The sequence below is a fragment of the Pseudomonas putida genome, assembly GCA_029953615.1.
Lineage (GTDB): Bacteria > Pseudomonadota > Gammaproteobacteria > Pseudomonadales > Pseudomonadaceae > Aquipseudomonas.
In genome coordinates, this window is sequence record CP124529.1 from 1,378,343 (window position 1) to 1,404,664 (window position 26,322).

Consider the following 26,322-nt stretch of genomic DNA (forward strand, 5'->3'; position numbering starts at 1 on the left):
GGGCTCTCCCCCCCGCCTTTCAGGCCTGCGAGGTTCACCGACGTAGATTTTGAAGCTCCTTGATCTAACGTCTCGATTGGCCGCTGCGGCTTGCAGCGGCCTTTTTTATTTGCCCTGAACATTTCCGTCGCCTGTGCTGGCCTCTTCGCGGGGCTTGCCCGCTCCCACAGGGAATCACTGCCCTCAGGTTTGGTGATATCACTGTGGGAGCGGGCAAGCCCGCGAAGAGGCCAGCACAGGTAGTACAAAGCTCAGCCCAGCGGATACTTCTGCAAATTCGCCATCATCTGCTGCAACGCCTGCAAGCTGTCTTGCGGGTGTACCGCTCCATCGAAGTCGCCAATCCGTGCCCAGTTCTCCGCCACCTGTTCCGGGGTAAAACCTTCGCGAGGATCGAAGCCTACCCCCAGGCTACGCTCCCAGCGCACCTTGCCCACCCAGCCGCCACCCACTTCGAACAGCTCGCCAGTGCCCTGGCACTGCTCGCTGCCCAGGTACACCACCAGTGGGCTGACCAGCTCAGGCTTGAGCCGCTCGAACACCTGGGGCGGGATCAGTCCTTCGGTCATCCGCGTGCCACCCGTGGGGGCGATGGCGTTGACCAGGATGCCATGCTTGCGCCCTTCGATTGCCAAGGTACGCGTCAACCCGTACAGGCCCAGCTTGGCCATGCCGTAGTTGGCCTGGCCGAAGTTACCGTAGATGCCGGAGGTGGAAGCGGTGAAGATCACCCGCCCCCAGTTCTGCTCGCGCAGGTGCGGCCAGGCAGCGCGGGTGACCTTGTAAGCCCCCTCGACATGCACCTGATAGACTTGCTCCCAGTCGCTGTCGTCCATCTTGTGGAAGGTCTTGTCACGCAGGATGCCGGCATTGTTCACCAGTACATCGACCCGGCCGAAGCTGTCCAGGGCCTGCTCGACGATGCGCGCGCCATGGCTGACCGAATCATGGTTGGCGATTGCGCTGCCCCCGGCAGCGCGGATCTCCTCTACCACCCGGTCGGCGGCGGAGGCGCTGGCACCTTCACCGTGGGTAGAGCCGCCAAGGTCGTTGACCACCACCCGGGCGCCACGCGAAGCGAACAACAGCGCATGCGCACGGCCCAGGCCGCCGCCGGCTCCGGTGACGATCACCACGCGATCTTGCAGACGGACAGGCTCGCTCATGCTCATGGCTCCAGGCAGGTTCAGGTCAGCCGAGTGTCCGCCGCAAGCGGTGGGTGGACAATCAAGCTCACGCAGGCTGAATGCCTGGCAATAACGCAGGGCGATGGTTATGGGGCCGCTGTGCGGCCCATCGCCGGCAAGCCAGCTCCCACACCGAACGCGCCAACCTCAAGACCTGTGGGAGCCGGCTTGCCGGCGATGAGGCCCGGTCAGGAGCACGCCACTTTCTGCCGGGAATGGTTCAGCGACTGTTCACGAAAGGCCAGGTAATGGCGCAGCACCTGCACCGGCGCTTCGGTATGCGGGTAATGGCCAATGCCCTGCAACTGCACGGTGTCGGGCTCCGGCACCAGTTGCCGGTAGCGCTCCACCATGTGCCCGCCGGAAAGCGGGTCGACCACGCCATTGATGAAGCGCAGCGGCACGCCTTGGCGCTGCATCGCGCCAACCCAGCGGGCGCGATGCAACCTGCGCTCTGGCATGTAACCCACCAGCTTGTGCAGGATGCGCGTGCCATGATTGGCGACGATCAGGCTCCAGAAGTCATCCAGCACGCTCTCACTGGGGTAGGTACACGGGCCGTAGACCTGAGTCACGCTGCGCACCAGATCGTCGCGCCCGAACGAGCGCCCTACCAGCCAGCCCAGGCGGCTGAGCAGCAGCTTCTGGATCAGCAGCATGCGGCAGCTTTCGGGGAACAACCCGCTGTTGAGGAACACGCAACTGGCGATGTCGGCGCGCTGTTCATGATGCCGCGCCAGCAGTTCCTGAGCCACACTGCCGCCGTAATCATGAGCCAGCAGATGTACTGGCTGGTCGACCTTCAGTTCGGCGAGCAAGGCCTGCTGCAGGTCGGCCTGCTCGATCAGGCTGTAGACGTGATCGACCGGCTTGGCCGAATCGCCGAAGCCGAGCATGTCGCAGGCGATCACCCGAAAGCGCTGGGTCAAAGGCCCCCAAAGGTAGCGCCAATCCCAGCTGGCGGTGGGGAAGCCGTGCAACAGAAGCAAGGGCTCTCCTTGCCCTGCGGTCCAGTAGCGGATGCTCTGGCCCCGGAAATCGAAACTCTGTCCCCGGGTACGCCAGATGCACAATGGAATTTCGGCCATGGGCATCAGAACGGTCCCGGTGAAGTGGTGATGGCGGAATAGAGCAAGGCTGCGGTCATTGCATGTCACCTCGGCACATACATGTGCTCTCTATGTCGAGGCTGAGTCTAACCAGCGGTCCAAGGGCTGGGACTTGCGTTGTCAGCCAGCTTGATGACTTGGCGAGTCAGTGGCACGAACGGTCAGAGCAGCATGGCCAGCAGCGGTGCCGCAAACAGGTTCAGCAGCCCGGTAAGGACCATGACCAGGCCGGCCACCGAGCCCTCCTCGCGGCCCACCTCCTGTGCCCGGCTGACCCCGGCGCCATGGGCGCCGACACCGAACAGCGCACCCCGTGCCAGCGGCGTGCGCAGCGGCAACCAGCGCAGCAGCACGCCGCCGAACATCGCCCCCAGCACACCGGTGAACATCACGAACACTGCCGTAAGCTCCGGTACGCCGCCCAGGTCGTGGGCCAGTGGCATGGCAAAAGGTGTGGTGATCGACCGCGGCACCAGCGACAGGCTGGTCGCGCTGTCCAGCGCCAACAGATGCGCCAGCCCCCAGGAACTGGCGATCGAAGCACTGCTGCCGGCGACCATACCCACCATCAGCGCCGGCCAGTGGCGCGCCAGCATGCCGCGTTGCTGCCAGATCGGTACCGCGAATGCCACGGTTACCGGGCCAAGCACACTCATCAGCCAGTGGGTGTTGCGGGCGTACTCGGCATAGGCGGTGTGCAACGGCACGGCCACCGCCAGCAACAGTACCGGCACCAGAATCAGTGGCGACAGCAGGTAGCGGCCACTGCGCCGGTACAGCCAGCGGCTGCCCAGGTAGGCCAGCAAGGTCAGGGCCAGCCAGAACAGCGGCATGGGTTCAAGGCTCATGGCGCATACCTCCAGCGGCACACCAGTTCCACAGTCAGTGCGGTCACCACCATCACCATCAGGGTGCTCACCGCGATCACCAGCAGGATGCGCCAGCCCTCGTCACGGATCAGGGCGCCGTAATCGAGCAGGCTCATCAACGCCGGGATGAAGAACAGCAGCATCTCAGCCATCAGCCAGCCGGCGCCCAGTTGCAGCGTGGCCGGCTTGAGCACACCCGAGGCGAACAGCAACAGCAGCAATGCCAGGCCCATTACGCCGCCGGGAATCGGCCAGCCCAGCCAGGTGGCAAGCTGGCCGCCGAGCAGGAACAGGCCACAGAGGATCGCCAGCTCGACGAGCAGGCGCAGGGCTTTTTTCAGTAACGCGGGTTTCATGGGGGAGTCCTCGACAGGCCCTCATTTTAAGATTCGGCTGTGTAGGCCAGAAGCGAATTGTTAGACTGAACGCCATTCCAGAATGGAATTGCGATCATGGAATTCAAACAGCTGCGCAGCTTTATCGAAGTGGTCCACCGCGGCGGTTTTACCCAGGCGGCGCAGACCCTGCACATCAGCCAGTCGGCGGTGAGCAAACAGGTGGCCCAGCTGGAGCAAGATGTGGGCCAGCCACTGCTGGAGCGCCAGGCCTCGCAGCTGCACCTGACCGCTGCCGGGCGCATCGTGCTGGAGCGCGGCGAGGCCTTGCTGCGCCAGCGTCAGGCACTGCTCGGCGAACTGGACGATCTCAGCCAGATGGCCCGCGGCGAGCTGCGCCTGGGCTTGCCGATGCTGGGCAGCGACGCGCTGTTCGCCGGGTTGTTCGCCGAGTATCGGCGGCGTCACCCGAACATCGCGGTGCACTTGCTCGAAGGCGGCAGCCGCAGTATCGAACAGGCGGTCCGGAGTGGCGAACTGGAGCTGGGTGGTAGCCTGACGCCCGCTGACGAGGCGTTCGACTATCAGCCGTTCTGCAACGAACCGATGGACGCCCTGTTGCCGGCCGGTCATGAGCTTGCGAGCCAAGGCGGAGTGGACCTGCGGCAGTTGGCTGATACGCCGTTCCTGCTTTACCAGCGCAGTTTCGTGCTGAATGACCGGCTGCTGAAGGCGTGCCAGCAGCAGGGCTTTACTCCGAAGGAAGGCGGGCGCAGCGGCCAGGCGGACTTCCTCGCGGCGCTGGCGGCGGCGGGCCAGGGCGTGGTGTTGCTGCCCCGTGTGGTGGCAAAAGCGCTGGAGCGCCCAGGTGTGGTGCGCTTGCCGCTGCGCTCGCCGGGGGATTTGCGTTGGGATATCGCGTTCATCTGGCGGCGCGGTGCGTACCTGTCACGGGCGGCGCAGGCGTGGTTGTCTTTACTACGCGAACATCACGGCTGACGCGATCCCTGTAGGAGCGGCCTTGTGTCGCGAAAGGGCTGCAAAGCAGCCCCAGCAATACCTGCTGCGCTGCCCAATCCTGGGGCTGCTGCGCAGCCCTTTCGCGACACAAGGCCGCTCCTACAAGGGATCGCGTGAAGCCTCGAGTCAGGCCTTCAGTGCTTGAACAAGCTCAGCCAACCAAGGCTCTGCATCCGCCTCCGGGGTCACCGTCTCGCTGGCATCCAAGCGCAGCATCGGCTGCACTTCCCGCACGCCCAGTTCGGCAAACAGTTCGCGCATCTGCTCGCCACCACCGCAATAGGTATCGCCATAACTGCTGTCACCCAACGCAATCACCGCGCCTGGCAGGCCACGCCAGGCCGCAGGCAGGGTGTCACGAATGCTGCTGTACAACGGCATGAGGTTGTCCGGCAGTTCGCCCATGCCAGTGGTCGAGGTCACGGCCAGCAAGGCATCGGGGGCAAAACCTTCAAGGTCCTGCAAGGTAGCGCGCGCCGCATGCCAGGCCTCCAGGCCTGCAGCCTTGAGCAGCGATTGAGCGTGGCGGGCGACTTCTTCGGCGGTGCCGTAGACCGATCCGGAAATAATGGCGACTTTCATCGGGTAGAGGATTCCGAAACTGAGTGAAAACGTAGGATACTAGCATCCGGCGCTGGCAAAAGGCCGCCTCTACCAAAGTCACCATCCTCAACCCTGCTTCGCACCCTTGTTTACTCAACGGCCCGAACATGATCAACGCGCAACTGCTGCAATCCATGGTCGATGCATCCAATGACGGCATCGTGGTCGCCGAACAGGAAGGCGACGACACCATTCTCATCTATGTGAACGCGGCCTTCGAACGCCTGACCGGCTATAGCCGTGACGAAATCCTTTATCAGGATTGCCGCTTCCTGCAGGCCGAAGACCGCGACCAGCTTGGCCGCGCCCGCATTCGCAAGGCCCTGGCCGAAGGCCGGCCGTGCCGCGAAGTGCTGCGCAACTACCGCAAGGATGGCAGCGCCTTCTGGAACGAACTGTCGATCACCCCGGTCAGGCACGACGCGGAACAGCGCACCTACTTCATCGGTATCCAGAAAGACGTCACTCGCCAGGTCGAACTGGAGCGGGAACTGGCGCAACTGCGCGTTCGTCCGAAACCCGACGAACGCACCTGAACCAAGTACGCCACGCACGGTCAATCGCGTTGAAGAAATCGCCATCGAGTTCGATCATGCAAGCAGAAGCGCTCCTTACCCAGGACGAGCTGGATTTCATACAGAACATGCAGCATTCGCCGCAGTTGAACCTGGCCGACCCCATGTCGAGCCTGCTGGTCAATGGCGACCGCCGCATCCAGAGCCTGCTCACCCGCTTGGTCGCCAACGAGCAGGTAACCCTGCAGGCCCAGTTCAACAACCAGCAGATAAGCTTCCCGCTGCAACTGGTGGAAGACGAATTCCACGCCCTGCACCTGCAACTGGGCTCACCGGAAATCTACGAAGATGGCCCTATGCTGCGCCCCTGGCGCCTGTCGATGGAAAAGCCGAGTGCACTGCTCGATGCCCATGGGCAGGAAAGCGGCCTGTGGGTTCGCGATATTTCGTTCAAGGGTACGTTGCTGGAAGTCCGTGGCCTGCCAGCGGCGCCAACCCGCTTCGAACTGCGCTTCGCCCCTGGCAGCATCCCTCCCATCGAACTGCATGGCGTGCTGGGCAGGCGCATCGGCCCGGACCTGGCCGCCTACGACCTCAGTCAAAGTCCGGCCGAAGAGATCGAACGCCTGCGCGACTACATCCTCCAGGCCCATCGCCGGGCCCACCCCGAGCTTCACACTCAGGTATCGAGCTGACCGGCCAGAAATTGCCGCAAACGCTGGCGCATAACGCTGCCCTGCGCGCCCAGGCAGGCGATCGGGCTGCCAGCAAGGCTGTCCTGTGCCAGTTCCGCCGCTTCACCCGCCAGTAACAACGGGCATTCCAGCCCTGCCACCAGGCGCGTCAGGCGCCGGGTGAGTTCCGTGGTGGGCGGCTGGTGGGAAAACAGCACCAGGGCATCCGGTTTCAGGCGCTCGCAGACCAGTGTCAGCTCCGCCAGCGGCTGCCCGCTCGCCAGTGGCGTCACGCCAACTTCATCGCTGCCCAGGGTCAGGCTGGTCACCAGCAATTCCAGCTCGTGGCACTGCCCCGGCAACGGCGCCAGGAGCACCTTGTGGGTGCGCGGTGCACGGGCAAGTTGCAAGCGGGCAAACACCCGGCCACGCAGGAACTGATCGAAGAACAGCCACTCGCTGGGCTGCCCGTAGCCGCCATGGCCGACCGCCAGTTCATGCCAGACCGGCATGAACACTTCGCTGAACACCTGGTCCAGGGCGCAGGCGGCAAACACCTCGTCGAACAGGCGGTCCAGGCCAGCCACGTCAAAACACTGTAGCGCCTGGCGAATCTGCTGCTGCCAGTGCACCCAGGTGCCCGTCGCGCCACCTGCCTGCCCGGCAACAGCGTGGCCGCGCGCAAGGATGCTGGCAACCTTGCTCACCGCCACACCGCGCGCCAGCCAGCCCAGGATACGTCGGATATCATCGATGTCGGCCTGGGTATACAGGCGATGGCCACTGTCGGTGCGGGTTGGCTGGATCAGACCGTAGCGGCGCTCCCAGGCGCGCAAGGTCCACGGCGTTGACGCCGGTCAGGCGGGAAACCTCACGGATCGGAAACAGGTCCTGCTGCGCGAGGCCCGCATCGATAACCGGATTCAGTCCCTGTTCGTTCATCTGCAAGGTGTACCTTGTGTGCCCAAGTTGAACACCTAGTCTACTACGGCAATACCACACGCTGTGCCGCAACCGTTTGCCGGCTGACAGTTGCCGAAGATCGCACATGGGCGATAATCCGCGCCCGATTCTTGCATGCACGCCTGCGTTGCCCACCACCCCGGGCCACACAGCCAAAGGGGCCGGCTACCCGCCAGCCCCGTTGCCAGGAGATACACGATGTCTACCCCTCCCGTCACCCTGATGGTGTCGCGCCGCGCCGCCCATGGCCGCTACCAGGAACTGCTGGCCTGGCTGCATGAAGGCGAACAGCTGGCCACCGACTTCCCCGGCTACCTTGGCTCGGGCATCCTGGCGCCACCCCGCGACAGCGACGAATTCCAGATCATCTTTCGTTTCAGCGACGAACCGACCCTGCAGGCCTGGGAGCATTCCGCCTCGCGCCGGGCCTGGCTGCAGCGCGGCAACGGCCTGTTCGAACGCCCCAAAGAAGCGCGCGTGAGCGGCATTGACGACTGGTTTGGCACCAACCTGGTGCAAAAACCACCGCGCTGGAAGCAGGCGGTAGCCATCTGGCTGGCCTTCTTCCCGGTCTCGCTGGTATTCAACCTGGTGTTCGGCCACTGGCTGGCAGCACTGGGCCTGGTACCACGGGTATTGCTCAGCACCCTGGGCCTGACGCCGGTGATGGTCTACCTGTTCATCCCCCTGTCCACCCGCCTGCTGGCCGGCTGGCTGCATGCATCCCCGGCCCCCGCTGGCGCCCTGCGCAGCCGCTAAGGCCAGGCCGTACACACGGTAGATAGTTCGGGTATGCTGGGCGGCAACCAAAGGACAGACAAGTTGACCGCCCCGAACATGAACAGCCCCATTCTCGTTACCGGAGCCAGCCAGCGCGTCGGGCTGGCTCTGGCCCTTGAACTGGCGCAGGCCGGCCATACGGTAGTCAGTGCCAGCCGAAGCCTCCAGCCACAGGCGGCCCACCCGAACATCGTGCAGTTCCAGGCCGACCTGTGCCAGGCGGCTGACCGCCAGGCCCTGATCGACTACCTGCACAACCATTACGACGGCCTGCGCGCGATCATCCACAACGCCTCGCTGTGGCTCGACGATGGCCTCGAAAACCTCGAAACCATGTTCCGCCTGCACGTCGAAGCGCCCTACCATCTCAACCTGGCCCTGGGCGACCTGCTGGCCAAGGTGGAAAAGGCCGACATCATCCACATTTGCGACGAAACCTCTTCGCGTGGCAGCAAAAGCCACATCGGCTATGCCGCGACCAAGGCCGCGTTGCAGAACATGGTGCTGTCGTTCGCCGAAAAATATGCGCCCAAGGTGCATGTGAACGGTATCCTGCCCGGGCTGCTGATCCTCAAGGAAGGGGGTGACGAAGCCTACCGCCAGCAAACCCTGAAAAAGGCCCTGCTGGAGTTCGAACCCGGCGCCGGCCCGCTGATCGAGACAGTCAAGTACCTGCTCGCCAGCCAGTACAGCACCGGCAGCCAGGTGGTCATCAACGGTGGCCGCCACCTGAAGAACCGCATGACCTGAGAGAAGCCCATGACCCCACAGCAACAGCTCGAACTCGAGGCCGCCGCGTTCCGGCGCCTGGTCGAACACCTGCAAAAGCGCACCGACGTGCAGAACATCGACCTGATGAACCTGTCCGGCTTCTGCCGCAACTGCCTGTCCAAGTGGTACAAGGCCGCGGCTGACGAGCGCCAGCTCGACCTCAGCCTGGATGACGCCCGCGAAGCGGTGTACGGCATGCCCTACGCCGAGTGGAAAGCCCAATACCAGAAAGAAGCCAGCGCCGACCAGCAAGCGGCGTTCGAAAAAGGAAAACCCCGTGACTGACCTGAACACCCTGCGCGCCAGCCTGGCCAGCGGCCAACACGTGTTTGCCGACACCCTGGCGTTCATTGCCGACAACTACAGCTACCAGCCACAGGCCTTCGACAATGGCGGCGTGGCAAATGCGGCCGGGCAGAACGAAGGTTCCTGCAAGACTCTGGGCCTGGCGTTGCTGGAAGGGCTGAGCGACCAGGAAGCGCTGCTGGCCTTTGGCGAGCACTACCGTGACGTGGTGGCCACACCCGAGGGCAGCGACCATGGCAACATTCGTGCGCTGATCAAGCATGGTTTGGCGGGCGTGAAGTTTGCCGAGCTGCCGCTGTCGCGCAAGCCGTGAGATAGCCGGGGCCGCTTTGCGGCCTCATCGCCGGCAAGCCAGCTCCCACAGGTACCCCACTGCCTTCAGGCTTGATGATATCCCTGTGGGAGCTGGCTTGCCGGCGATGAGGCCGGTGCAGGCAGCATCAACCCATGATCTTTCCTGGGACGTCACCCGCCAACCCACCCCGCTGCAACCACTGCAACGCCACCGGCCACAAACTTTCGCGAAACCGGTCATGGAAGAACGCGAAATGGCCAATTTCCTCGACCGAGATATCCTCAGGCGCAATGCGCAGGTGCTGGCGCTCGGCCCGCTGCAAATAACCTAGCAAACGCTCGGTCGCCGCCACAGTGCCAAAGGGGTCATCGGTCAGGCTGATGGCCAGCGTCGCCGCGCGTACCTGGGCGAACGGTAGTGCCTCCAGCGCACGCCCACTGGGCCGCTGCTCATAGCGCGGGGTACGGGTGGTCCAGTCGTGCACCACGCCGGATGGCGTGTCCTCCAGCCAACCCAGGCGCTTGCCGGGAAAGTAACCGAACAACCGGGTGAGCAGCGGCATTACCACATGCCACTTGCCGAACAGTTGCCAGCGCTGGTCAACCGCGTAATCCCGCCAGTAGGCAAATTGCGCACCGACCATCACCACCCGGCGCACCTTGCTTGCCGACGGTGCCAGCCCCACTGCGCAGCCGCCAAAACTATGCCCCACCACGTCCACCGGCTGGCCCGGGAAATGTTCTGCGGCGTGCACCAGCATGGCTTCGAAGTCCAGCCGGCCCCAGTCGCTCCAGGACGCCTGGAAGCCGCGCAACGAGAGCGGTCGGGATTCGCCGATGCCACGGTAGTCGTAGGTCAGCACATCACAACCCTGGGCGAACAGGTAGTCGGCGAAACGCGAGTAGTAGCGGCAGCGTACCGAGGTGGCAGCGTTGATGATCACCAGCGGGCGCTGGGGATCAGGTCGGGCGTGGCGCCAGCGGAAGCCGCCGAGGCTGTAGCCGTCGGCTGCGGTGTGGCGAAAGGCAGTGGCGGGCTGGGTGAGGCTGCTCATGGCACATTCCCTGTTGTTGTGCGCCAAAGCTAGCAAAGATTCTGCAGCCTGTACCGGCCTCTTCGCGGGCTTGCCCGCTCCCACAGGGATCTCACCAAGCTTGAAGGCAGTGGGGAACCTGTGGGAGCGGGCGTGCCCGCGAAGAGGCCGGTACAGGCCGGCAGCGGTTACAGCTCGATGCAGTCGAACTTCACCTCGGTAGCCACGTCTTCGTCGTAGTTGACGTCAGCGCGCTCGAAGCCGAACAGGTTGAGGAACTGCTTCTTGTAACCGGCGTAGTCGGTCAGTTCGAACAGGTTCTCGGTGGTCACCTGTGGCCACAGCGCCTTGCAGGCATCCTGTACGTCATCACGCAGTTCCCAGTCGTCCAGGCGCAGGCGGCCCTTTTCGTCGACCTCGGCCGGCGCGCCGTCGGCACGGTACATGCGGTCACGGTACATGCGGTCCAGCTGGTCCTGGGTGCCTTCGTGAACACCCTTCTCCTGCATGATCTTGAACACCATCGACAGGTAAAGCGGCATCACCGGGATGGCCGAGCTGGCCTGGGTAACCACCGACTTCAGCACCGCCACGTTGGCGCCGCCCTTCACTTCTTCGGCCAGTTTCTTGTCCAGGCGCAGGGCAGTTTCGTCCAGGTCCTGCTTGGCCTGGCCCAGCGCACCGTGCCAGTAGATTGGCCAGGTGATATCGCTGCCGATGTAGCTGAAGGCCACGGTGCGGGCGCCTTCGGCCAGCACGTTGGCGCCAGCCAGGGCGTCGATCCACAGCTGCCAGTCCTGGCCACCCATGACGGTGACGGTGTCGGCGATTTCCTGCTCGGTAGCCGGCTCGATGCTGGCCTCGATGATGGTGTCCTTGTTGGTGTCGATGGCGGTCGACTTGTACGGCTGGCCGATCGGCTTCAGGGCCGAACGCACCAGCTCACCGGTCTGCGGCAGCTTGCGCACTGGCGAGGCCAGCGAGTAGATGACCAGGTCGACCTTGCCGCCCATTTCGTTCTTGATCAGTTCGATGACCTTGGCACGGGCTTCGTCAGAGAAGGCGTCACCATTGATCGACTTGCTGTACAGGCCCTCGGCCTTGGCAAACTTGTCGAAGGCTGCAGCGTTGTACCAGCCAGCAGTGCCGGCCTTGGTCTCGGTGCCTGGCTTTTCGAAGAACACGCCCAGGGTGTCGGCCTTGAAGCCGAACGCCGCGGTGATGCGGGCTGCCAGGCCATAGCCGCTGGAAGCACCGATGACCAGGACCTTCTTCGGGCCATCCTCGCGCACGCCCAGCTTGCGGGTGGCTTCGATCTGGTCACGGACGTTGAGCTCGCAGCCCTTCGGGTGAGTCGTGGTGCAGATGAAACCGCGAACCTTAGGATGAATGATGGCCAATGTCTGTACCTCGTCAGGTTTATGCCGGGGGAAGCGCCGCCTTGGGCGATTCCGGTTGATCAGAGGGTGAGACTACCCCCGCAGGTTATCCGACACATATTACGGGGTGATCAGAGGGATTCAAAACCGAGGTTTTCCTGTCCGGCCGCTTCGCGGGCTCGCCCGCTCCCACAGGGACAGCGCAAATCCTGAAGGCTGCGCAGTACCTGTCGGAGCGGGTGAGCCCGCGAAGAGGCCGGCACAGTCAGTCGCGATGCCGACGGCGCCCGGTGATCATCGACCACGGCAGGTTTTCCCGCATGCGCACGCTCTCGTAGATGGCCGCCAGCACATGCACGCAAACCAGCACCAGCAGCGCGTTGGCCAGCCAGCTGTGCAGGTCCATCGGCCAGTCGACACCAAACAGCGCGTCCACCTCCTGCGACGCCCACCCGGTAAGGCCCAGGCCGGCGATGCAGGTCAGCATCAGTACCATCACCAGCGCGCCAATCGGCGAATGCCCCATGTGATGGTCAAGCCCCCCATGCAGCAGCGCCCGAGCATGCCCGACCAAGGTTGCGGGGGTTGGCCAGAAATCGGCCCAGCGCGCGCTGCGTGGCCCGACAAAGCCCCAGATCACACGCACCACCACAACGGCCAGTGCGTAGTAGCCCAGCCACTGGTGCCAGTCTTCACCCTCTTCGTTGAAGAAGTAGTTGGCGAAGAACACCAAGGCGATCGACCAGTGGCACAGCCGCAGTAGAGGGTCCCACAGCTGCACCGTACCGTCGCTGTTCAATCGTGGTACTCGGTCTTGACTGCCTTGCCCGTCACTGGGTCATGGTAGATCTCGACCTTCTTGCCATCCTTGTCGAAACCGTAGATCTCGTAGCAGTTCCCCTTGGTGACCTTGAACTTGTTGATCTTGTAGCCCTGCTCCTTGAGCTGCGCCTGGAATTTTTCCTGGTCCTGCCAGGTGCTTTTGTCAGCAGTGGTACATTCGGTGGCGGCGAACACAGTGCCGCTGCCAATCAGGAGAGTCATGGCGATCAATGTACGCATGGGCATGAACTCCATTCAGATGGATGCAAAAGCGCATCCCTTAGCATAGTTCTGCAGGCCGCTTTACGCTCATTCATTGGCTTTACACATTAATCGCAAAGAAAAACAAACTTAACAAATGAGCCAAAGCCACCGATGCTTGCGGCATTACGCCCATCGCACGGAGAACAACAACATGAACGACGTGGTCATCGTCGCCGCAACCCGTACCGCCATTGGCAGCTTCCAGGGCGCCTTGGCCAATGTGCCTGCAGTAGACCTCGGTGCCGCCGTGATCAAGCGCCTGCTGGAGCAGACCGGGCTGGCCCCGGCACAGGTCGACGAAGTCATCCTCGGCCAGGTGCTCACTGCCGGCGCCGGGCAGAACCCTGCACGCCAGGCTGCGATCAAGGCCGGCCTGCCCTTCAGCGTACCGGCACTGACCCTGAACAAGGTCTGCGGCTCGGGCCTCAAGGCACTGCACCTGGGCGCTCAGGCCATTCGCTGCGGCGACGCCGAGGTGGTAATCGCCGGCGGCCAGGAGAACATGAGCCTTGCCCCCTACGTGATGCCCTCGGCCCGCACTGGCCAGCGCATGGGGCATGGCCAGTTGATCGACAGCATGATCACCGATGGCCTGTGGGATGCCTTCAACGACTACCACATGGGCATCACCGCCGAAAACCTGGTGGAGCAATACGGCCTCAGCCGCGAGCAGCAGGACGCCTTCGCCGCCGAGTCGCAGCGCAAGGCGGTGGCGGCGATTGAGGCCGGCCGCTTCGATGATGAAATCACCCCGATCGTGCTGCCGCAGAAAAAAGGCGACCCCAAAGTCTTCGCGCGGGACGAGCAGCCGCGTCCGGATACCACTGCCGAGTCCCTGGGCAAACTGCGCCCGGCGTTCAAGAAGGACGGCAGCGTCACCGCCGGCAACGCTTCAAGCCTGAATGACGGTGCCGCCGCCGTGCTGCTGATGAGCGCTGCCAAGGCCAAGGCTCTGGGCTTGCCGGTGCTGGCCCGGATCGCGGCCTATGCCAGTGCCGGTGTAGACCCGGCGATCATGGGCATTGGCCCGGTTTCGGCCACGCAGCGCTGCCTGGACAAGGCCGGCTGGCAACTGGCCGAGCTGGACCTGATCGAAGCCAACGAAGCCTTTGCCGCGCAGGCGCTGGCCGTAGGCAAGGCGCTGGAATGGGATGCCGCGCGGGTCAACGTGAATGGCGGGGCGATTGCCCTGGGCCATCCGATTGGTGCGTCCGGGTGCCGGGTGCTGGTGACCCTGCTGCATGAAATGATCAAGCGGGATGCGAAGAAAGGCCTGGCCACCTTGTGCATTGGCGGCGGGCAAGGCGTGGCCTTGGCGATCGAGCGTTGATCACAGGCTGATGTGAGCAGGCCCGAGCCTCTTCGCGGGCTTGCCCGCTCCCACAGGGACCCCACTGATGCTTGATCCAGTGATATCCCTGTGGGAGCGGGTTCACCCGCGAAGAGGCCGGCACAAACAGCAAAAAATCAGACAGTGGCACGCAGCTCGCGGGCAGCTGCGACCATGTTCACCAGCGCTGCCTCGGTCTCCGGCCAACCCCGGGTCTTCAGCCCGCAATCCGGGTTTACCCACAGGCGCTCGGCCGGGATACGCCGGGCAGCCTTGCGCAGCAGCTTGACCATTTCCTCACGGGTCGGCACCCGTGGCGAATGAATGTCATACACCCCCGGGCCGATCTCGTTGGGATAGGCAAAGCGCTCGAAGGCCGCCAGCAGCTCCATGTCGGGACCGCGAGGTCTCGATGGTGATCACGTCGGCATCCATCGCCGCGATCGACTCGATCACGTCGTTGAACTCGCTGTAGCACATGTGGGTGTGGATCTGGGTTTCGTCACGCACCCCCGAGGCACACAAGCGGAAGGCCTCGGTGGCCCATTCCAGGTAATGGGCCCAGGCGCCATGGCGCAGTGGCAGGCCTTCACGGAAGGCCGCTTCGTCGATCTGCACAATCCTGATACCCGCCGCCTCCAGATCGACCACTTCGTCGCGGATTGCCAGTGCCAGCTGGCGCGCCTGTACTTCGCGGCTCACGTCTTCACGCGGGAACGACCACATCAACATCGTCACCGGGCCGGTCAGCATGCCCTTCATCACCTTGCTGGTCAGGCTCTGGGCATAGGTGATCCATTCCACGGTCATGGCTTTCGGCCGGCTCAGGTCGCCAACGATCACCGCAGGCTTCACACAGCGCGAACCGTAACTCTGCACCCAGCCGAAGCGGGTGAACGCATAGCCATCGATCTGCTCGGCGAAGTACTCGACCATGTCGTTGCGCTCGGCCTCGCCGTGCACCAGCACATCCAGGCCCAGGTCCTCCTGGATTTTCACCGCATGGCGGATCTCGCTGTGCATGGCCTCGACGTAATCGGCCTCGGTCAGCTTGCCCTGCCGGTAGGCCTGGCGTGCCAGGCGAATCGCCGAGGTCTGCGGGAACGAACCGATGGTGGTGGTCGGAAACGCCGGCAGGTCGAGCCCCGCACGTTGCTTGACGATACGCTGGGCAAACGCCGACTGACGCTGGCTGTCAGCGGGCTTGATGGCTGCCAGCCGGGCCTGCACGCCAGGCTTGTGAATACGCGGCGAAGCGGCGCGGCTGGCCTGCACGGCCTGGCTCTGGGCCAATGCGGCGGCCACGTCGGCGGCGTGCGGGGCATTGATGGCCTTGGCCAGCAGCGCCACTTCCTGGCACTTCTGCACGGCGAAGGCCAGCCAGCTGTGCAGTTCGGCATCGAGCTGGTCTTCACGGTCCAGGTCCACCGGGCTGTGCAGCAGCGAGCAGGACGGCGACACCCACAGCCGCTCACCCAGGCGCTCATGGGCATGGCGCAGTACCTCCAGCGCCTTTTCCAGGTCGCAGCGCCAGACGTTGCGGCCGTTGACCAGGCCCAGCGACAGCACCTTGTAGGCCGGCAGGCGGTCGAGGATGGTCGGGTACTGTTCGGGCGCCCGCACCAGGTCGATGTGCAGGCCATCGACCGGCAGGTTCGCGGCCAGGCCCAGGTTGTCTTCCAGGCCGCCGAAATAGGTGGCGATCAGCTTCTTCAGTGGCGCCCGCTGAAGGATGTTGTAAACGCGCTCGTAGGCATTCTTCCAGGCCTGAGGCAGGTCCAGGGCGAGGATCGGCTCATCGATCTGTACCCATTCCACGCCCTGGGCAGCCAGGCGATTGAGAATCTGGTCATACACTGGCAACAGGCGGTCAAGCAGCTCCAGCTTGTCGAAATCGCCGCCCTTGGCCTTGCCCAGCCACAGGTAGGTCAGTGGGCCGATCACCACCGGCTTGACCGCGTGCCCCAGGGCCTGGGCTTCTGCCACCTCTTCGAACAGCTGCTCCCAGCTCAGGGCGAACTGCTGGTCGACGGTGAACTCGGGGACCAGGTAGTGATAGTTGGTGTCGAACCACTTGGTCATTTCCTGCGCATGGGCGCCGCCGCAGCAGCTATCACCCACGGCGCCACGGGCCATGGCGAACAGGGTTTGCAGCGTTGGCCTGGCGCCGTCATGGCTGCGAAAGCGCTGCGGGATCACGCCGAAGGTCAGCGAGTGGGTCAGCACCTGGTCGTACCAGGCAAAGTCGCCGACCGGCAGCAGTTCGATGCCGGCGTCTTTCTGCACCTGCCAGTGGCGGGCACGCAGCTCGCGGCCGACGGCGCGCAGGCCGGCTTCGTCGAGTTCACCCTTCCAGTAGGCTTCCTGGGCCTTTTTCAGCTCGCGGTCGCGGCCGATACGTGGAAAGCCCAGGTTGTGTGCCAGTGCCATGTCTTGTCCCTCAGCATGCAGAAATGAATGAGGGGATTCTCCGGGCACTGGCATCTTGAGACAAATTCATTAAATTTGAGATGAACTCAAGATTTACTCATGATCATGAATGTGTACTGCCTGTACCGGCCCCTTCGCGGGCATGCCCGCTCCCACAGGGTTCGCCACAGGCTTCAAGGTTCATGCAATACCTGTGGGAGCGGGCGCGCCCGCGAAGAGGCCGGCACAGGCACACACATGTCTCATTCAGAGCATGACCGCACCCGCCTTCTGCCGCACAATGCCACCCTGACCACACCAGGTACCCGGCCCCATGAGCCTGCTGAAAACCGCGCTGCGCGAAAACACCTTCGTCTGCATCATGGAGTTCGTCCCCAAGCCCTCCGCAGAACGCTTCGCCGCCATGGACGCGATCCTGGCCCGTGCGCACCTGTGCGGCTGGCCAATGACTGTGGCCATTGGCGACCGCGTCGGCAGCCCGCTGGACATGTCGCCACTGGACGCCCTCGCCTCGTTCGGCAACCCGGTACCTGCCCTGCCGCATTTCTCCGGCAAGGACCGCGAACGCCACCACCTGCTCGCCCAACTGCAACGCATGGATGCCGCCGGCCTCGACCAACTGCTGCTGCTGACCGGCGACCGTCTGCCCGGCCACCAGCCTGGCCAGCGCCCGGTGCGCTACCTGGAGTCGGTAGCAGCCCTGCAGATCGCCCGCCAGGCCTGCCCGCACTGGCTGCTTGGCGCGGCGCTGAACCCGTTCAAGTACTGCGAGGAAGAAGGCGGTGCCCAATACTTCAAGGCCGAGAAAAAACTGGCGGCAGGCGCCGACTTCCTTACACTGCAACTGGGATTCGATGCCGGCAAACACCAGGAAGCCATGCACTGGATGCGCCGCCAGGCCACGCCCCGGCCGATGCTGGCCTGCCTGATGAGCCTCACCCACGGGCGTGCGACGATGCTCGAGCACGTGGCTGGCGTGACCGTCACGCCGTCGATGCGCGACATGCTGGAAGCAGAAACGGCGCAGTCCAAGGCCTTTGCCCAGGCGCGCAGCGTCGACCGCCTTGCTTTGCAGATCATCGGCGTGAAGCTGATGGGCTACGCCGGCGTGCATTTGTCGGGGGTTCACGAACTCAAGCAACTGCTGGCCCTGGAAGCACGCATCGAGCACTGGCAGGCGCAAATCCACACGCTGGAACAATGGGCGCCGGCCTGGCAGGCCAGCTGGCAGATGCCCGGCCTGCCGGCAGTCAGCTTCCATCCGCCGCAGGCAAGCTGGCGCCAGGGCGAATCACGGGTCGATGCCTCGTTCAAGGAGAAGGCGCGCTATCACCTGATGCACGGCATGCATTCGCTGCTGTTCAGCCGCCGCAATGGGCTGAGCAAGGCATTTGGCTGGGCTGTGCGCCAGCCGATGTGGGCCACCCGCCTTGGCGCGCAGGTGCTGCACAAGCTGGAACACGCGGTGAAGAAACCGCTGGTAGGCTGCGACACCTGCGGCCGCTGCCGCCTGGAAGAGACCCTGTACATCTGCCCGGAAACCTGCCCCAAGGGCCTGGCCAACGGCCCCTGCGGCGGCACCGCGCTGAACCGCTGCGAGTTCGGCGACCGCGAGTGCATCCACAGCGTCAAGTACCGCACCGCCAAGGCGGTGCGGCAGACAGCACTGCTGACCGAGCGACTGATCCCGTGCATCGAGCTCGATACACGCCACCGCAGCTCGTGGCCGCAGTGGTTCCAGGCCCAGACGCCGCGTCAGTTCAGCCCGCAGCCAGCGCCTCGAAGCCAGCCCGAATCGTAGCTTCGGGCAATTCGTCGGCGATGAACACCATCACGCTTTCGCGGGTTTCACCCTCGGCCCACTCGGCGTCCCAGTCGAAGCCATAGAGCTTGAGTACGCCCTGGAACACCAGCTTGCGCGCCTCTCCGGCAATGTTCAGCACGCCCTTGTAGCGCAGCAGCTGCTTGCCGTGGGTTTCCAGCAGTTCGTTCATGAAGTCGCTGAGGCGGTCGATGTCCAGCGGGCTTTCCGTGCGCAGCACCAAGGTGGAAATCCGGTCCGGGGTAGCGGGCTTGAGCAGCGGGCGTAGCGCTGGCTTCAGGTTCGCGCCCAGATCCGGGTTGAGGTTGAAACCACGCACATCCAGCAGCTCGGCCAGGTCGATGCGACCATGCTCGACCACGCGGACCGCGGCCCGGCCATTGATGCGCGCCAGGCGCTCGCGCAGGGCCTCGACTGCAGCGGGCTCGACCAGGTCGGTCTTGCTCAGCAGCAGGCGATCGGCAAAGCCGACCTGGGCCTGGGCGATGGTCTGGGTCAGGTGCAACTCGGCGTGAGCGGCATCGACCAGGGTGATGATGCCGTCGAGGATGTAGCGCTCACGCAGTTCCTCGTCGATGAAGAAGGTCTGGGCCACCGGCGCCGGGTCGGCCAGGCCGGTGCACTCGATTACCAGGCGGTCGAAGGCGATCTCGCCGGCATCCAGGCGTTCCAGCAGCAGGTACAAGGCGCGGGTCAGGTCGCCATGGATGCTGCAGCACACGCAGCCATTGGCCAAGGTCATTACCTGCACCGGGTCGTCGCCCAGTAGCTGGCTGTCGATGCCGGCCTCGCTGAATTCGTTCTCGATCACGGCGATCTTCAGGCCGTGCTCGGCCTTGAGCATGTGCTTGAGCAAGGTGGTCTTGCCGGCACCGAGGAAGCCAGTGAGTACGGTTACGGGAATAGGCGTCTGCACGCAGAACATCTCCTGTGCGGAAAAAACACTGGCCTCATCGCCGGCAAGCCAGCTCCCACAGGTACCGCACAAACCTTGAGGCCTGTGCAATACCTGTGGGAGCCGGCTTGCCGGCGATGAGGCCGGGACAGGTTAACGCTTGAGGATCAACAACACTTGGGCCCGGACTTGCCGCCGTAGCGCGCTTCCTGGCGTTCGCGGAAGAACTGCTCGTACGTCATGACCGGCTTGTCCGGGTGCGTTTTCTGCATGTGCTCGACGTAGTTGTCGTAGTCGGGCATGCCGACCATCAGGCGGGCTGCCTGCCCCAGGTACTTACCCAGTCGACCCAGGTCGTTGAACATCGCAGCAGTCCTCTCAAGCTTCAGGCAGGGCCTGGAACGGGGTTTCCTTGTCGGTGCGCTCCTTGCGGCCGAGGGCGGCGAAGCCGACCTTGACAGCGAAGAACAGCACACTGAACACCACAACCAGGAACAGGATCGTCAGGCCGGCGTTGGTGTAGGCGTTGAAAATCACGTGCTGCATCTGTCCGATGTCCTTGGCCGGGGCCAGTACCTGGCCGGCGTCCAGCGCAGTGCTGTATTTCTTGGCCAAGGCCAGGAAACCAACAGCCGGGTTCGGGTCGAACAGCTTGATCAGGCCTGCAGTGGTGGTGCAGATGAGCAACCACACGGCCGGCAGCAGGGTGACCCAGACGTAGCGCTGGCGCTTCATCTTGATCAGCACCACAGTGCCGAGCATCAAGGCGATACCAGCCAGCATCTGGTTGGAAATACCGAACAGCGGCCACAGGGTGTTGATGCCACCCAGCGGGTCGATCACGCCCTGGTACAGCAGGTAGCCCCACAGGGCCACGCAGCCGGCAGTACCAATCAGGTTGGCAGTCCACGACTCGGTGCGCTTGAGCGCCGGCACGAAGCTGCCCAGCAGGTCCTGCAGCATGAAGCGCCCGGCACGGGTGCCGGCGTCTACCGCGGTAAGGATGAACAGGGCCTCGAACAGGATTGCGAAGTGGTACCAGAAGGCCATGGTGTTTTCACCCGGCAGCACCTGGTGCAGGATCTGCGCAATACCCACCGCCAGGGTCGGTGCACCACCGGCACGGGCCAGGATGGTGTGCTCGCCAATGTCGCGGGCAGTGGCCTCGAGCTGCTCAGGGGTAATCAGGAAGCCCCAGCTGCTGACCGTTTGCGCCACCGATGCCACGTCGGCACCGACCACCGCGGCCGGGCTGTTCATGGCGAAGTACACGCCTGGTTCGATCACCGAGGCGGCGACCATGGCCATGATGGCAACGAACGATTCCATCAGCATGCCGCCGTAGCCGATGTAGCGGGCGTTGGTTTCGTTGTCGAGCAGCTTGGGCGTGGTCCCCGAGGAGATCAGCGCATGGAAGCCGGACACCGCGCCACAGGCGATGGTGATGAACAGGAACGGGAACAGGGTGCCCTTCCACACCGGGCCGGTGCCATCGGTGAACTGGGTCAGCGCCGGCATTTTCAGCTCGGGCGCGATGATCAGGATACCAATGGCCAGGCCGACGATCGTGCCGATCTTGAGGAAGGTCGACAGGTAGTCACGTGGCGCCAATACCAGCCATACCGGCAGCACGGCGGCGACGAAGCCATAGCCCACCAGCATCCAGGTGATCTGCACGCCGGTGAAGGTGAACGCCGGGCCCCAGGTCGGATCTGCGGCAATCTGGCCCCCCAGCCAGATCGAGGCCAGCAGCAGCACCACGCCGATGACCGAGATCTCACCGATATGGCCCGGGCGGATGTAGCGCATGTAAATGCCCATGAACATCGCGATCGGAATGGTCGCCATCACCGTGAACATGCCCCACGGGCTCTCGGCCAAGGCCTTGACCACGATCAATGCCAGCACCGCCAGGATGATGATCATGATCAGGAAGCAGCCGAACAGGGCGATGGTGCCCGGGATACGGCCCATCTCCTCACGTACCATGTCGCCCAGCGAGCGGCCGTTGCGGCGGGTGGACAGGAACAGGACCATGAAGTCCTGCACCGCACCGGCCAGCACCACGCCGGCGATCAGCCACAGCGTGCCGGGCAGGTAGCCCATCTGCGCGGCGAGCACCGGGCCGACCAAGGGGCCTGCACCAGCGATGGCGGCGAAGTGGTGGCCGAAGAGGATGTGTTTGTTGGTCGGGACGTAGTCCAGGCCGTCGTTGTTGAGCACCGCCGGGGTGGCACGGCGTGGGTCGAGCTGCATCACCTTGGTGGCGATGAACAGGCTGTAGTAACGATAGGCGACCAGGTAGATGGCCACTGCCGCGACCACGATCCACAAGGCATTGATCGCCTCGCCGCGACGCAGGGCAACCACGCCCAGCGCACAGGCTCCTATGACTGCCAGCGCCAGCCACGGAATGTGGCGTAGCAGGCTATTATTGTTGTTCATGGTTTGCTTCCAGCTGGTGGATTGGAAAAGACCGCCCATCGAGTCTAGGGCGAGTCATCGCGCATTGCCACACTTGCTTTGGTCTAGAGCCTCTGCGGCCAGATTGCGGTACCTGATGTACATACCACTCTAACTATAGTCAGGATGTCACCTGAGGACCTATGCGAGGATCTACCCCATGAGCGATCACGACGAACGCCGCCGTTTCCAGCGCATCGATTTCGATGCCCCCACCGAGCTGCGCCAGGGCGACCGCCGCTGGCCGGTAAAACTCCTGGATCTGTCGCTGAAGGGCCTTCTGGTCAATCGCCCCGAGCCATGGGACGCCGACCTGACCCAGGATTTCGATGCGATCATCCACCTCGACCGCGATGTGCGTGTGCAAATGCAGGTTGAATTGCGCCATGAGGAAGCCACCCGCCTGGGCTTTATCTGCCTGTACATCGACGTCGAATCGATGACCCATTTGCACCGTCTTGTGGAATTGAACGTGGCCGACAGCACCGAAATGATGCGTGAGCTGCGCGAACTCATCGAATAATGAAATCTCTTAGCTAGCTAATGGCTCCCCCGCGTTGTGTTTCTTGTCTACCCAGACAGCTTTAAGCCTGGGTAGCGGCGCTTTGTACACACCCCTCTAGCACAGCCTCTGACGAGTTGGTACGCCTTCTGCATTAGATTCCCGCGCATCTTGCGGGCACTCTTGTGCGCGCTACGATCAAAATATTGTATACAATTCTTGTGGCAATCATTTGTCGGAAGTGTCTACAGTAGCGCCACAACAATAAACAGAGAGCCTGCTCCATGACTACGTCCCCTAGCACGTCTCCCGCCAAGCGGCCCGAGGATGAAAACCTCGGTCTTGGTGCCAACCTGGCCTATGGTCTGCAGCATGTGCTGACCATGTACGGGGGGATCGTCGCGGTACCCCTGATCCTGGGGCAGGCCGCAGGCCTGAACGGCGCCGAAATCGGCATGCTGATCGCCGCTTCGCTGTTTGCCGGTGGCTTGGCCACCCTGCTGCAAACCCTTGGCCTGCCGTTCTTCGGCTGCCAGTTGCCGCTGGTGCAGGGCGTTTCATTCGCCGGTGTGGCGACCATGGGGGCCATCCTCAGCAGCGAGGGCGGCGGTGGCCTGCCGGGCGTGCTCGGCGCGGTCATGGCAGCGTCGCTGATCGGTTTTCTGATCACCCCTGTGTTCTCCCGCATCACCAAGTTCTTCCCGCCGTTGGTGACCGGCATCGTCATCACTACCATCGGCCTGACCCTGATGCCCGTGGCCGCTCGCTGGGTAATGGGTGGCAACAGCGCCTCGCCGGAATTCGGCAGCGTGGCCAACATCGGCCTGGCAGCCCTGACCTTCGCCATCGTGCTGCTGCTGAGCAAGCTTGGCAGCGCGGCGATCTCGCGCCTGTCGATTCTGCTGGCCATGGTGGTCGGCACCCTGATCGCCTGGGCGCTGGGCATGGCCGACTTCAGCAAGGTCACCGAGGGCCCGATGTTCGCATTCCCCACGCCGTTCCATTTCGGCATGCCGGAATTCCACATCGCCGCGATCCTGTCGATGTGCATCGTGATCATGGTGACCCTGGTGGAAACTTCAGCCGACATCCTCGCGGTGGGCGAAATCATCGACACCAAGGTCGACTCCAAGCGCCTGGGCAACGGCCTGCGCGCCGACATGGCCTCGAGCATCCTGGCACCGATCTTCGGCTCGTTCACCCAGAGCGCGTTTGCCCAGAACGTCGGCCTGGTAGCCGTGACCGGGGTCAAGAGCCGCTACGTGGTGGCCACCGGTGGCGTGATCCTGGTGGTGCTCGGCCTGCTGCCGATCATGGGCCGGGTAATTGCCGCGGTCCCTACTCCGGTACTGGGTGGCGCCGGCATCGTGCTGTTCGGCACCGTGGCAGCCAGCGGTATCCGCACCCTGTCCAAGGTCAGCTACAAGAACAACGTCAACCTGATCATCGTCGCGGCCTCACTGGGCTTCGGCATGATCCCGATTGCCGCACCGACCTTCTACCATCACTTCCCGAACTGGTTCGAGACCATCTTCCACTCGGGCATCAGCTCGGCGGCGATCATGGCTATCCTGCTGAACCTGATTTTCAACCACTTCACCGCCGGCAATTCGGACCAGCAGTCGGTGTTTGCTGCCGCGTACGAGCGCACCATCCAGTATTCGGACATTTCAGCGCTGCGTGATGGCGACTACTTCAAGGACGGCAAGCTGTTCGATGCCGAGGGTAATGAAGTGCCGATGCTGGAACAGGACGAGCATGGCAATGAAACGGTCAGGCGCAGTGCGGTTGCCGAGCATTGACCGCTGACTGAGCGGTGAGGTGGGGGGCCGATGCGCATCGTCGGCCCCTTTTTCATTTACCGGTATTGGCCTCTTCGCGGGCGCGCCCGCTCCCACAGGGATTGCACAAGCTTCGGAGACCGAGGTGATCCTGTGGGAGCGGGCGTGCCCGCGAAGAGGCCGGTACAGGCTACAAATTACTCGAACAGCGCATCCAGGGCCTGCTCCAGCCGGGTAACGGCAATCACCTGCAACCCCGCCGGCGCCTCTTTAGGCGCATTGCCCTTGGGCACGATGGCTCGCTTGAAACCATGCTTGGCGGCTTCCTTCAAACGCTCCTGACCACTGGGCACCGGCCGCACCTCGCCAGACAGGCCGATCTCGCCGAATACCAGCAGCCCATGGGCCAGGGGCCGGTTGCGCAGGCTGGACATCACCGCCGCCAGCAGCGCCAGGTCCGAGGCGGTTTCCAGCACCTTCACCCCGCCCACCACGTTGAGGAACACGTCCTGGTCATGGGTGGGAATACCGCCGTGGCGGTGCAGCACCGCCAGCAACATCGCCAGGCGGTTCTGGTCAAGGCCCAAGGTCACCCGGCGCGGGTTGGCCAGGTGGCTGTCGTCGACCAGCGCCTGCACCTCCACCAGCATCGGCCGGGTGCCTTCCCAGGTGGCCATCACCACGCTGCCCGGTACTTCCTCCTGGGTGCGGTTGAGGAATATCGCCGAGGGGTTGGACACTTCTTTCAGGCCCCGGTCGGTCATGCCGAACACACCCAGCTCGTTGACCGCGCCAAAGCGGTTCTTGACCGCCCGCAGCAGGCGCAGGCGGCCATCGGACTCGCCTTCGAAATACAGCACGGTATCGACCATGTGCTCGAGTACCCGCGGGCCGGCGAGCGAGCCTTCCTTGGTCACGTGGCCGACCAGGAAGATCGCCGTGCCGCTCTGCTTGGCGTAGCGCACCAGCAACGCCGTGCTTTCGCGCACCTGGGCCACGCCGCCGGGTGCCGATTGCAACTGCTCGGTGAAAATGGTCTGGATCGAGTCGATCACCATCACTCGCGGTTTCTCGACGCGGGCCGTGGCGATGATGGTCTCGATGCAGGTTTCGGTCATCACCTTGAGCTGGTCCTGGGGCAGGCCCAGGCGCCGTGAGCGCATGGCCACCTGCTGCTGCGACTCCTCGCCGGTGACATACAGCGCCGGCATGCCCACGGCAATGTTGCACAAGGTTTGCAGCAGGATGGTCGACTTGCCGATGCCCGGGTCACCACCGATCAACACCACCGAACCATCCACAAGGCCACCGCCCAGCACTCGATCCAGTTCAGTGCTGCTTGTGGTGAAGCGCGGGATTTCCTCGACGCTGACTTCGGCCAGGGTCTTGATCTGCGCCTGCTGCCCGGTCCAGCCGGCACGGCCGCTACTGGGCGCAGCCGCACCGCCGCTTTCGATCATGGTCTCGACCAGGGTGTTCCAGGCCCCGCATTCGCCACACTGGCCGGCCCATTTGGGGAAGGTCGCACCGCACTCGGTGCAGCCATACAAGCGCTTGGCCTTTGCCATGGCTGGGGTCTCCTGGAAAAAACCGCCATGATAGCCGAGCTGGACGTGCCTCGAACGCCTCGGGATGCGACAAAACTATTCGTTCTAACAGCGGTCTGTGGCCCTGAACACAACGCATGAAGCGTTTAAGTGGCTTACACTGCGTAAACCTTACCTTTTGTTACAAGGAACAAGACATGGGCATGATCAGTGAATTCAAGGCCTTCGCGGTCAAAGGCAATGTCGTCGATATGGCGGTTGGTATCATCATCGGCGCGGCCTTCGGCAAGATCGTCTCGTCTTTCGTCGGTGATGTGGTCATGCCGCCACTGGGCCTGTTGATCGGTGGTGTGGACTTCAGCGACCTGGCAATTACCCTGAAGGCTGCCGAAGGTGACGTTCCGGCAGTAGTGCTGGCGTATGGCAAGTTCATCCAGACCGTGATCGACTTCGTCATCGTGGCCTTTGCCATCTTCATGGGGGTGAAGGCGATCAACCGCCTGAAGCGCGAAGAGGCGGTGGCGCCGTCTGCGCCGCCAGTGCCTTCGCCTGAAGAGACCTTGCTGACCGAGATTCGCGACTTGCTCAAGACGCAGAACCAGAATCGGTTGCCTTAAGATCGCTGGG

General features: G+C 63.6%; 25 protein-coding genes and 2 pseudogenes. 12 read left to right on the forward strand and 15 right to left on the reverse strand.

The features are described from left to right. Positions 1 to 251: 251 nt before the first annotated feature. The 4 genes from QIY50_06315 to QIY50_06330 all read right to left on the reverse strand — a co-directional run bounded on the left by QIY50_06315 (position 252) and on the right by QIY50_06330 (position 3,521). Complete coding sequence (locus QIY50_06315; protein ID WGV21825.1) at positions 252 to 1,166, reverse strand: SDR family oxidoreductase; 915 nt, start codon at positions 1,164 to 1,166, stop codon at positions 252 to 254. Positions 1,167 to 1,375: 209 nt separating this feature from the next. After that, entirely contained in the window at positions 1,376 to 2,281 is a 906-nt protein-coding gene (locus tag QIY50_06320) for an alpha/beta hydrolase (GenBank protein WGV21826.1), read from the reverse strand. A gap of 176 nt (positions 2,282 to 2,457) precedes the next feature. After that, positions 2,458 to 3,144: an LrgB family protein gene (locus QIY50_06325; GenBank protein WGV21827.1), complete on the reverse strand. Its 687-nt coding sequence runs from the start codon at positions 3,142 to 3,144 to the stop codon at positions 2,458 to 2,460. Next, the gene (locus QIY50_06330) at positions 3,141 to 3,521 is read right to left on the reverse strand and encodes a CidA/LrgA family protein (protein ID WGV21828.1); all 381 of its coding nucleotides are present in this window, start codon (positions 3,519 to 3,521) and stop codon (positions 3,141 to 3,143) included. The genes QIY50_06325 and QIY50_06330 overlap by 4 nt, the downstream gene beginning before the upstream one ends. Before the next feature lie 96 nt (positions 3,522 to 3,617). Between QIY50_06330 and QIY50_06335 the strand changes: the two genes are divergently transcribed. After that, positions 3,618 to 4,499 carry a LysR family transcriptional regulator gene (locus tag QIY50_06335; protein ID WGV21829.1) on the forward strand — a complete coding sequence of 294 codons (882 nt, stop codon included), beginning with the start codon at positions 3,618 to 3,620 and terminating at the stop codon, positions 4,497 to 4,499. A 147-nt stretch (positions 4,500 to 4,646) separates the two neighbouring features. On the opposite strand, the gene QIY50_06340 is transcribed toward QIY50_06335, so the two are convergent. Then, positions 4,647 to 5,102 carry a flavodoxin gene (locus QIY50_06340; GenBank protein WGV21830.1) on the reverse strand — a complete coding sequence of 152 codons (456 nt, stop codon included), beginning with the start codon at positions 5,100 to 5,102 and terminating at the stop codon, positions 4,647 to 4,649. A gap of 128 nt (positions 5,103 to 5,230) precedes the next feature. On the opposite strand from QIY50_06340, the gene QIY50_06345 reads away from it, so the two are divergent. Both QIY50_06345 and QIY50_06350 read left to right on the forward strand, forming a co-directional pair. Further along, a complete protein-coding gene (locus QIY50_06345) occupies positions 5,231 to 5,659 on the forward strand; it encodes a PAS domain S-box protein (protein WGV21831.1) in 429 nt (142 codons plus the stop codon). A gap of 56 nt (positions 5,660 to 5,715) precedes the next feature. Continuing rightward, complete coding sequence (locus tag QIY50_06350; GenBank protein WGV21832.1) at positions 5,716 to 6,333, forward strand: hypothetical protein; 618 nt, start codon at positions 5,716 to 5,718, stop codon at positions 6,331 to 6,333. Here the strand turns inward: QIY50_06350 and QIY50_06355 are convergent. Beyond that, positions 6,318 to 7,254: pseudogene (locus QIY50_06355) on the reverse strand (MerR family transcriptional regulator). The gene QIY50_06350 and the pseudogene QIY50_06355 overlap by 16 nt on opposite strands. A gap of 219 nt (positions 7,255 to 7,473) precedes the next feature. Between QIY50_06355 and QIY50_06360 the strand changes: the two are divergent. From QIY50_06360 to QIY50_06375, 4 genes are read left to right on the forward strand one after another with little or no spacing between them, the layout of a single operon-like run. Continuing rightward, positions 7,474 to 8,034, forward strand: coding sequence for an antibiotic biosynthesis monooxygenase (locus QIY50_06360; protein WGV21833.1), 561 nt, complete (start codon positions 7,474 to 7,476; stop codon positions 8,032 to 8,034). 33 nt (positions 8,035 to 8,067) lie between these two features. Further along, entirely contained in the window at positions 8,068 to 8,805 is a 738-nt protein-coding gene (gene folM / locus QIY50_06365) for a dihydromonapterin reductase (GenBank protein WGV21834.1), read from the forward strand. 9 nt (positions 8,806 to 8,814) lie between these two features. Continuing rightward, positions 8,815 to 9,111 (forward strand): DUF1244 domain-containing protein, encoded by a 297-nt coding sequence (locus QIY50_06370; protein ID WGV21835.1) that lies wholly within the window; start codon positions 8,815 to 8,817, stop codon positions 9,109 to 9,111. After that, positions 9,104 to 9,445 (forward strand): HopJ type III effector protein, encoded by a 342-nt coding sequence (locus tag QIY50_06375; protein ID WGV21836.1) that lies wholly within the window; start codon positions 9,104 to 9,106, stop codon positions 9,443 to 9,445. Before QIY50_06370 ends, QIY50_06375 begins: the two co-directional genes overlap by 8 nt. 127 nt (positions 9,446 to 9,572) lie before the next feature. On the opposite strand, the gene QIY50_06380 is transcribed toward QIY50_06375, so the two are convergent. The 4 genes from QIY50_06380 to QIY50_06395 all read right to left on the reverse strand — a co-directional run bounded on the left by QIY50_06380 (position 9,573) and on the right by QIY50_06395 (position 12,901). Next, positions 9,573 to 10,481, reverse strand: coding sequence for an alpha/beta fold hydrolase (locus QIY50_06380; GenBank protein ID WGV21837.1), 909 nt, complete (start codon positions 10,479 to 10,481; stop codon positions 9,573 to 9,575). 167 nt (positions 10,482 to 10,648) lie between these two features. Then, positions 10,649 to 11,860: a trans-2-enoyl-CoA reductase family protein gene (locus QIY50_06385; GenBank protein ID WGV21838.1), complete on the reverse strand. Its 1,212-nt coding sequence runs from the start codon at positions 11,858 to 11,860 to the stop codon at positions 10,649 to 10,651. A gap of 244 nt (positions 11,861 to 12,104) precedes the next feature. Continuing rightward, a complete protein-coding gene (locus tag QIY50_06390) occupies positions 12,105 to 12,638 on the reverse strand; it encodes a cytochrome b/b6 domain-containing protein (GenBank protein WGV21839.1) in 534 nt (177 codons plus the stop codon). Then, the gene (locus QIY50_06395) at positions 12,635 to 12,901 is read right to left on the reverse strand and encodes a PepSY domain-containing protein (protein ID WGV21840.1); all 267 of its coding nucleotides are present in this window, start codon (positions 12,899 to 12,901) and stop codon (positions 12,635 to 12,637) included. The genes QIY50_06390 and QIY50_06395 overlap by 4 nt, the downstream gene beginning before the upstream one ends. A 175-nt stretch (positions 12,902 to 13,076) precedes the next feature. Between QIY50_06395 and QIY50_06400 the strand changes: the two genes are divergently transcribed. Beyond that, the gene (locus QIY50_06400) at positions 13,077 to 14,255 is read left to right on the forward strand and encodes an acetyl-CoA C-acetyltransferase (protein ID WGV21841.1); all 1,179 of its coding nucleotides are present in this window, start codon (positions 13,077 to 13,079) and stop codon (positions 14,253 to 14,255) included. A gap of 137 nt (positions 14,256 to 14,392) precedes the next feature. On the opposite strand, the pseudogene metE reads toward QIY50_06400, so the two are convergent. Continuing rightward, positions 14,393 to 16,685 (reverse strand): annotated as a pseudogene (metE, locus tag QIY50_06405) (5-methyltetrahydropteroyltriglutamate--homocysteine S-methyltransferase). A 313-nt stretch (positions 16,686 to 16,998) separates the two neighbouring features. On the opposite strand from metE, the gene QIY50_06410 reads away from it, so the two are divergent. Next, positions 16,999 to 18,486: a methylenetetrahydrofolate reductase C-terminal domain-containing protein gene (locus QIY50_06410; protein WGV21842.1), complete on the forward strand. Its 1,488-nt coding sequence runs from the start codon at positions 16,999 to 17,001 to the stop codon at positions 18,484 to 18,486. Here the strand turns inward: QIY50_06410 and yjiA are convergent. From yjiA to QIY50_06425, 3 genes are all read right to left on the reverse strand, one after another. Next, on the reverse strand, positions 18,446 to 19,423 hold the full coding sequence (yjiA, locus tag QIY50_06415; protein WGV21843.1) for a GTPase: 978 nt from the start codon (positions 19,421 to 19,423) through the stop codon (positions 18,446 to 18,448). The genes QIY50_06410 and yjiA overlap by 41 nt on opposite strands. A 146-nt stretch (positions 19,424 to 19,569) precedes the next feature. Beyond that, complete coding sequence (locus tag QIY50_06420) at positions 19,570 to 19,767, reverse strand: YbdD/YjiX family protein (protein WGV21844.1); 198 nt, start codon at positions 19,765 to 19,767, stop codon at positions 19,570 to 19,572. Between the two features lie 13 nt (positions 19,768 to 19,780). Beyond that, positions 19,781 to 21,847, reverse strand: coding sequence for a carbon starvation CstA family protein (locus tag QIY50_06425; GenBank protein ID WGV21845.1), 2,067 nt, complete (start codon positions 21,845 to 21,847; stop codon positions 19,781 to 19,783). Between the two features lie 178 nt (positions 21,848 to 22,025). Here QIY50_06425 and QIY50_06430 point away from each other — a divergent pair, with 178 nt between their 5' ends. Further along, positions 22,026 to 22,388, forward strand: coding sequence for a PilZ domain-containing protein (locus QIY50_06430; GenBank protein WGV21846.1), 363 nt, complete (start codon positions 22,026 to 22,028; stop codon positions 22,386 to 22,388). Between the two features lie 263 nt (positions 22,389 to 22,651). After that, positions 22,652 to 24,169, forward strand: coding sequence for a nucleobase:cation symporter-2 family protein (locus tag QIY50_06435; GenBank protein ID WGV21847.1), 1,518 nt, complete (start codon positions 22,652 to 22,654; stop codon positions 24,167 to 24,169). Positions 24,170 to 24,345: 176 nt separating this feature from the next. Here QIY50_06435 and radA read toward each other — a convergent pair whose 3' ends face one another. Continuing rightward, complete coding sequence (radA, locus tag QIY50_06440; GenBank protein WGV21848.1) at positions 24,346 to 25,716, reverse strand: DNA repair protein RadA; 1,371 nt, start codon at positions 25,714 to 25,716, stop codon at positions 24,346 to 24,348. Between the two features lie 176 nt (positions 25,717 to 25,892). Between radA and mscL the strand changes: the two genes are divergently transcribed. After that, the gene (gene mscL, locus QIY50_06445; protein WGV21849.1) at positions 25,893 to 26,312 is read left to right on the forward strand and encodes a large-conductance mechanosensitive channel protein MscL; all 420 of its coding nucleotides are present in this window, start codon (positions 25,893 to 25,895) and stop codon (positions 26,310 to 26,312) included. The last annotated feature ends 10 nt before the right edge of the window (positions 26,313 to 26,322 follow it).

What these genes read in the sequence shown, in the direction of transcription:
- QIY50_06315 (WGV21825.1), bottom strand. Translation starts at nt 1,166, where the DNA reads ATGAGCGAGCCTGTCCGTCTGCAAGATCGCGTGGTGATCGTCACCGGA.
- QIY50_06320 (WGV21826.1), bottom strand. Translation starts at nt 2,281, where the DNA reads ATGCCCATGGCCGAAATTCCATTGTGCATCTGGCGTACCCGGGGACAG.
- QIY50_06325 (WGV21827.1), bottom strand. Translation starts at nt 3,144, where the DNA reads ATGAGCCTTGAACCCATGCCGCTGTTCTGGCTGGCCCTGACCTTGCTG.
- QIY50_06330 (WGV21828.1), bottom strand. Translation starts at nt 3,521, where the DNA reads ATGAAACCCGCGTTACTGAAAAAAGCCCTGCGCCTGCTCGTCGAGCTG.
- QIY50_06335 (WGV21829.1), top strand. Translation starts at nt 3,618, where the DNA reads ATGGAATTCAAACAGCTGCGCAGCTTTATCGAAGTGGTCCACCGCGGC.
- QIY50_06340 (WGV21830.1), bottom strand. Translation starts at nt 5,102, where the DNA reads ATGAAAGTCGCCATTATTTCCGGATCGGTCTACGGCACCGCCGAAGAA.
- QIY50_06345 (WGV21831.1), top strand. Translation starts at nt 5,231, where the DNA reads ATGATCAACGCGCAACTGCTGCAATCCATGGTCGATGCATCCAATGAC.
- QIY50_06350 (WGV21832.1), top strand. Translation starts at nt 5,716, where the DNA reads ATGCAAGCAGAAGCGCTCCTTACCCAGGACGAGCTGGATTTCATACAG.
- QIY50_06360 (WGV21833.1), top strand. Translation starts at nt 7,474, where the DNA reads ATGTCTACCCCTCCCGTCACCCTGATGGTGTCGCGCCGCGCCGCCCAT.
- folM (WGV21834.1), top strand. Translation starts at nt 8,068, where the DNA reads ATGCTGGGCGGCAACCAAAGGACAGACAAGTTGACCGCCCCGAACATG.
- QIY50_06370 (WGV21835.1), top strand. Translation starts at nt 8,815, where the DNA reads ATGACCCCACAGCAACAGCTCGAACTCGAGGCCGCCGCGTTCCGGCGC.
- QIY50_06380 (WGV21837.1), bottom strand. Translation starts at nt 10,481, where the DNA reads ATGAGCAGCCTCACCCAGCCCGCCACTGCCTTTCGCCACACCGCAGCC.
- QIY50_06395 (WGV21840.1), bottom strand. Translation starts at nt 12,901, where the DNA reads ATGCGTACATTGATCGCCATGACTCTCCTGATTGGCAGCGGCACTGTG.
- QIY50_06400 (WGV21841.1), top strand. Translation starts at nt 13,077, where the DNA reads ATGAACGACGTGGTCATCGTCGCCGCAACCCGTACCGCCATTGGCAGC.
- QIY50_06410 (WGV21842.1), top strand. Translation starts at nt 16,999, where the DNA reads ATGAGCCTGCTGAAAACCGCGCTGCGCGAAAACACCTTCGTCTGCATC.
- QIY50_06420 (WGV21844.1), bottom strand. Translation starts at nt 19,767, where the DNA reads ATGTTCAACGACCTGGGTCGACTGGGTAAGTACCTGGGGCAGGCAGCC.
- QIY50_06425 (WGV21845.1), bottom strand. Translation starts at nt 21,847, where the DNA reads ATGAACAACAATAATAGCCTGCTACGCCACATTCCGTGGCTGGCGCTG.
- QIY50_06430 (WGV21846.1), top strand. Translation starts at nt 22,026, where the DNA reads ATGAGCGATCACGACGAACGCCGCCGTTTCCAGCGCATCGATTTCGAT.
- QIY50_06435 (WGV21847.1), top strand. Translation starts at nt 22,652, where the DNA reads ATGACTACGTCCCCTAGCACGTCTCCCGCCAAGCGGCCCGAGGATGAA.
- radA (WGV21848.1), bottom strand. Translation starts at nt 25,716, where the DNA reads ATGGCAAAGGCCAAGCGCTTGTATGGCTGCACCGAGTGCGGTGCGACC.
- mscL (WGV21849.1), top strand. Translation starts at nt 25,893, where the DNA reads ATGGGCATGATCAGTGAATTCAAGGCCTTCGCGGTCAAAGGCAATGTC.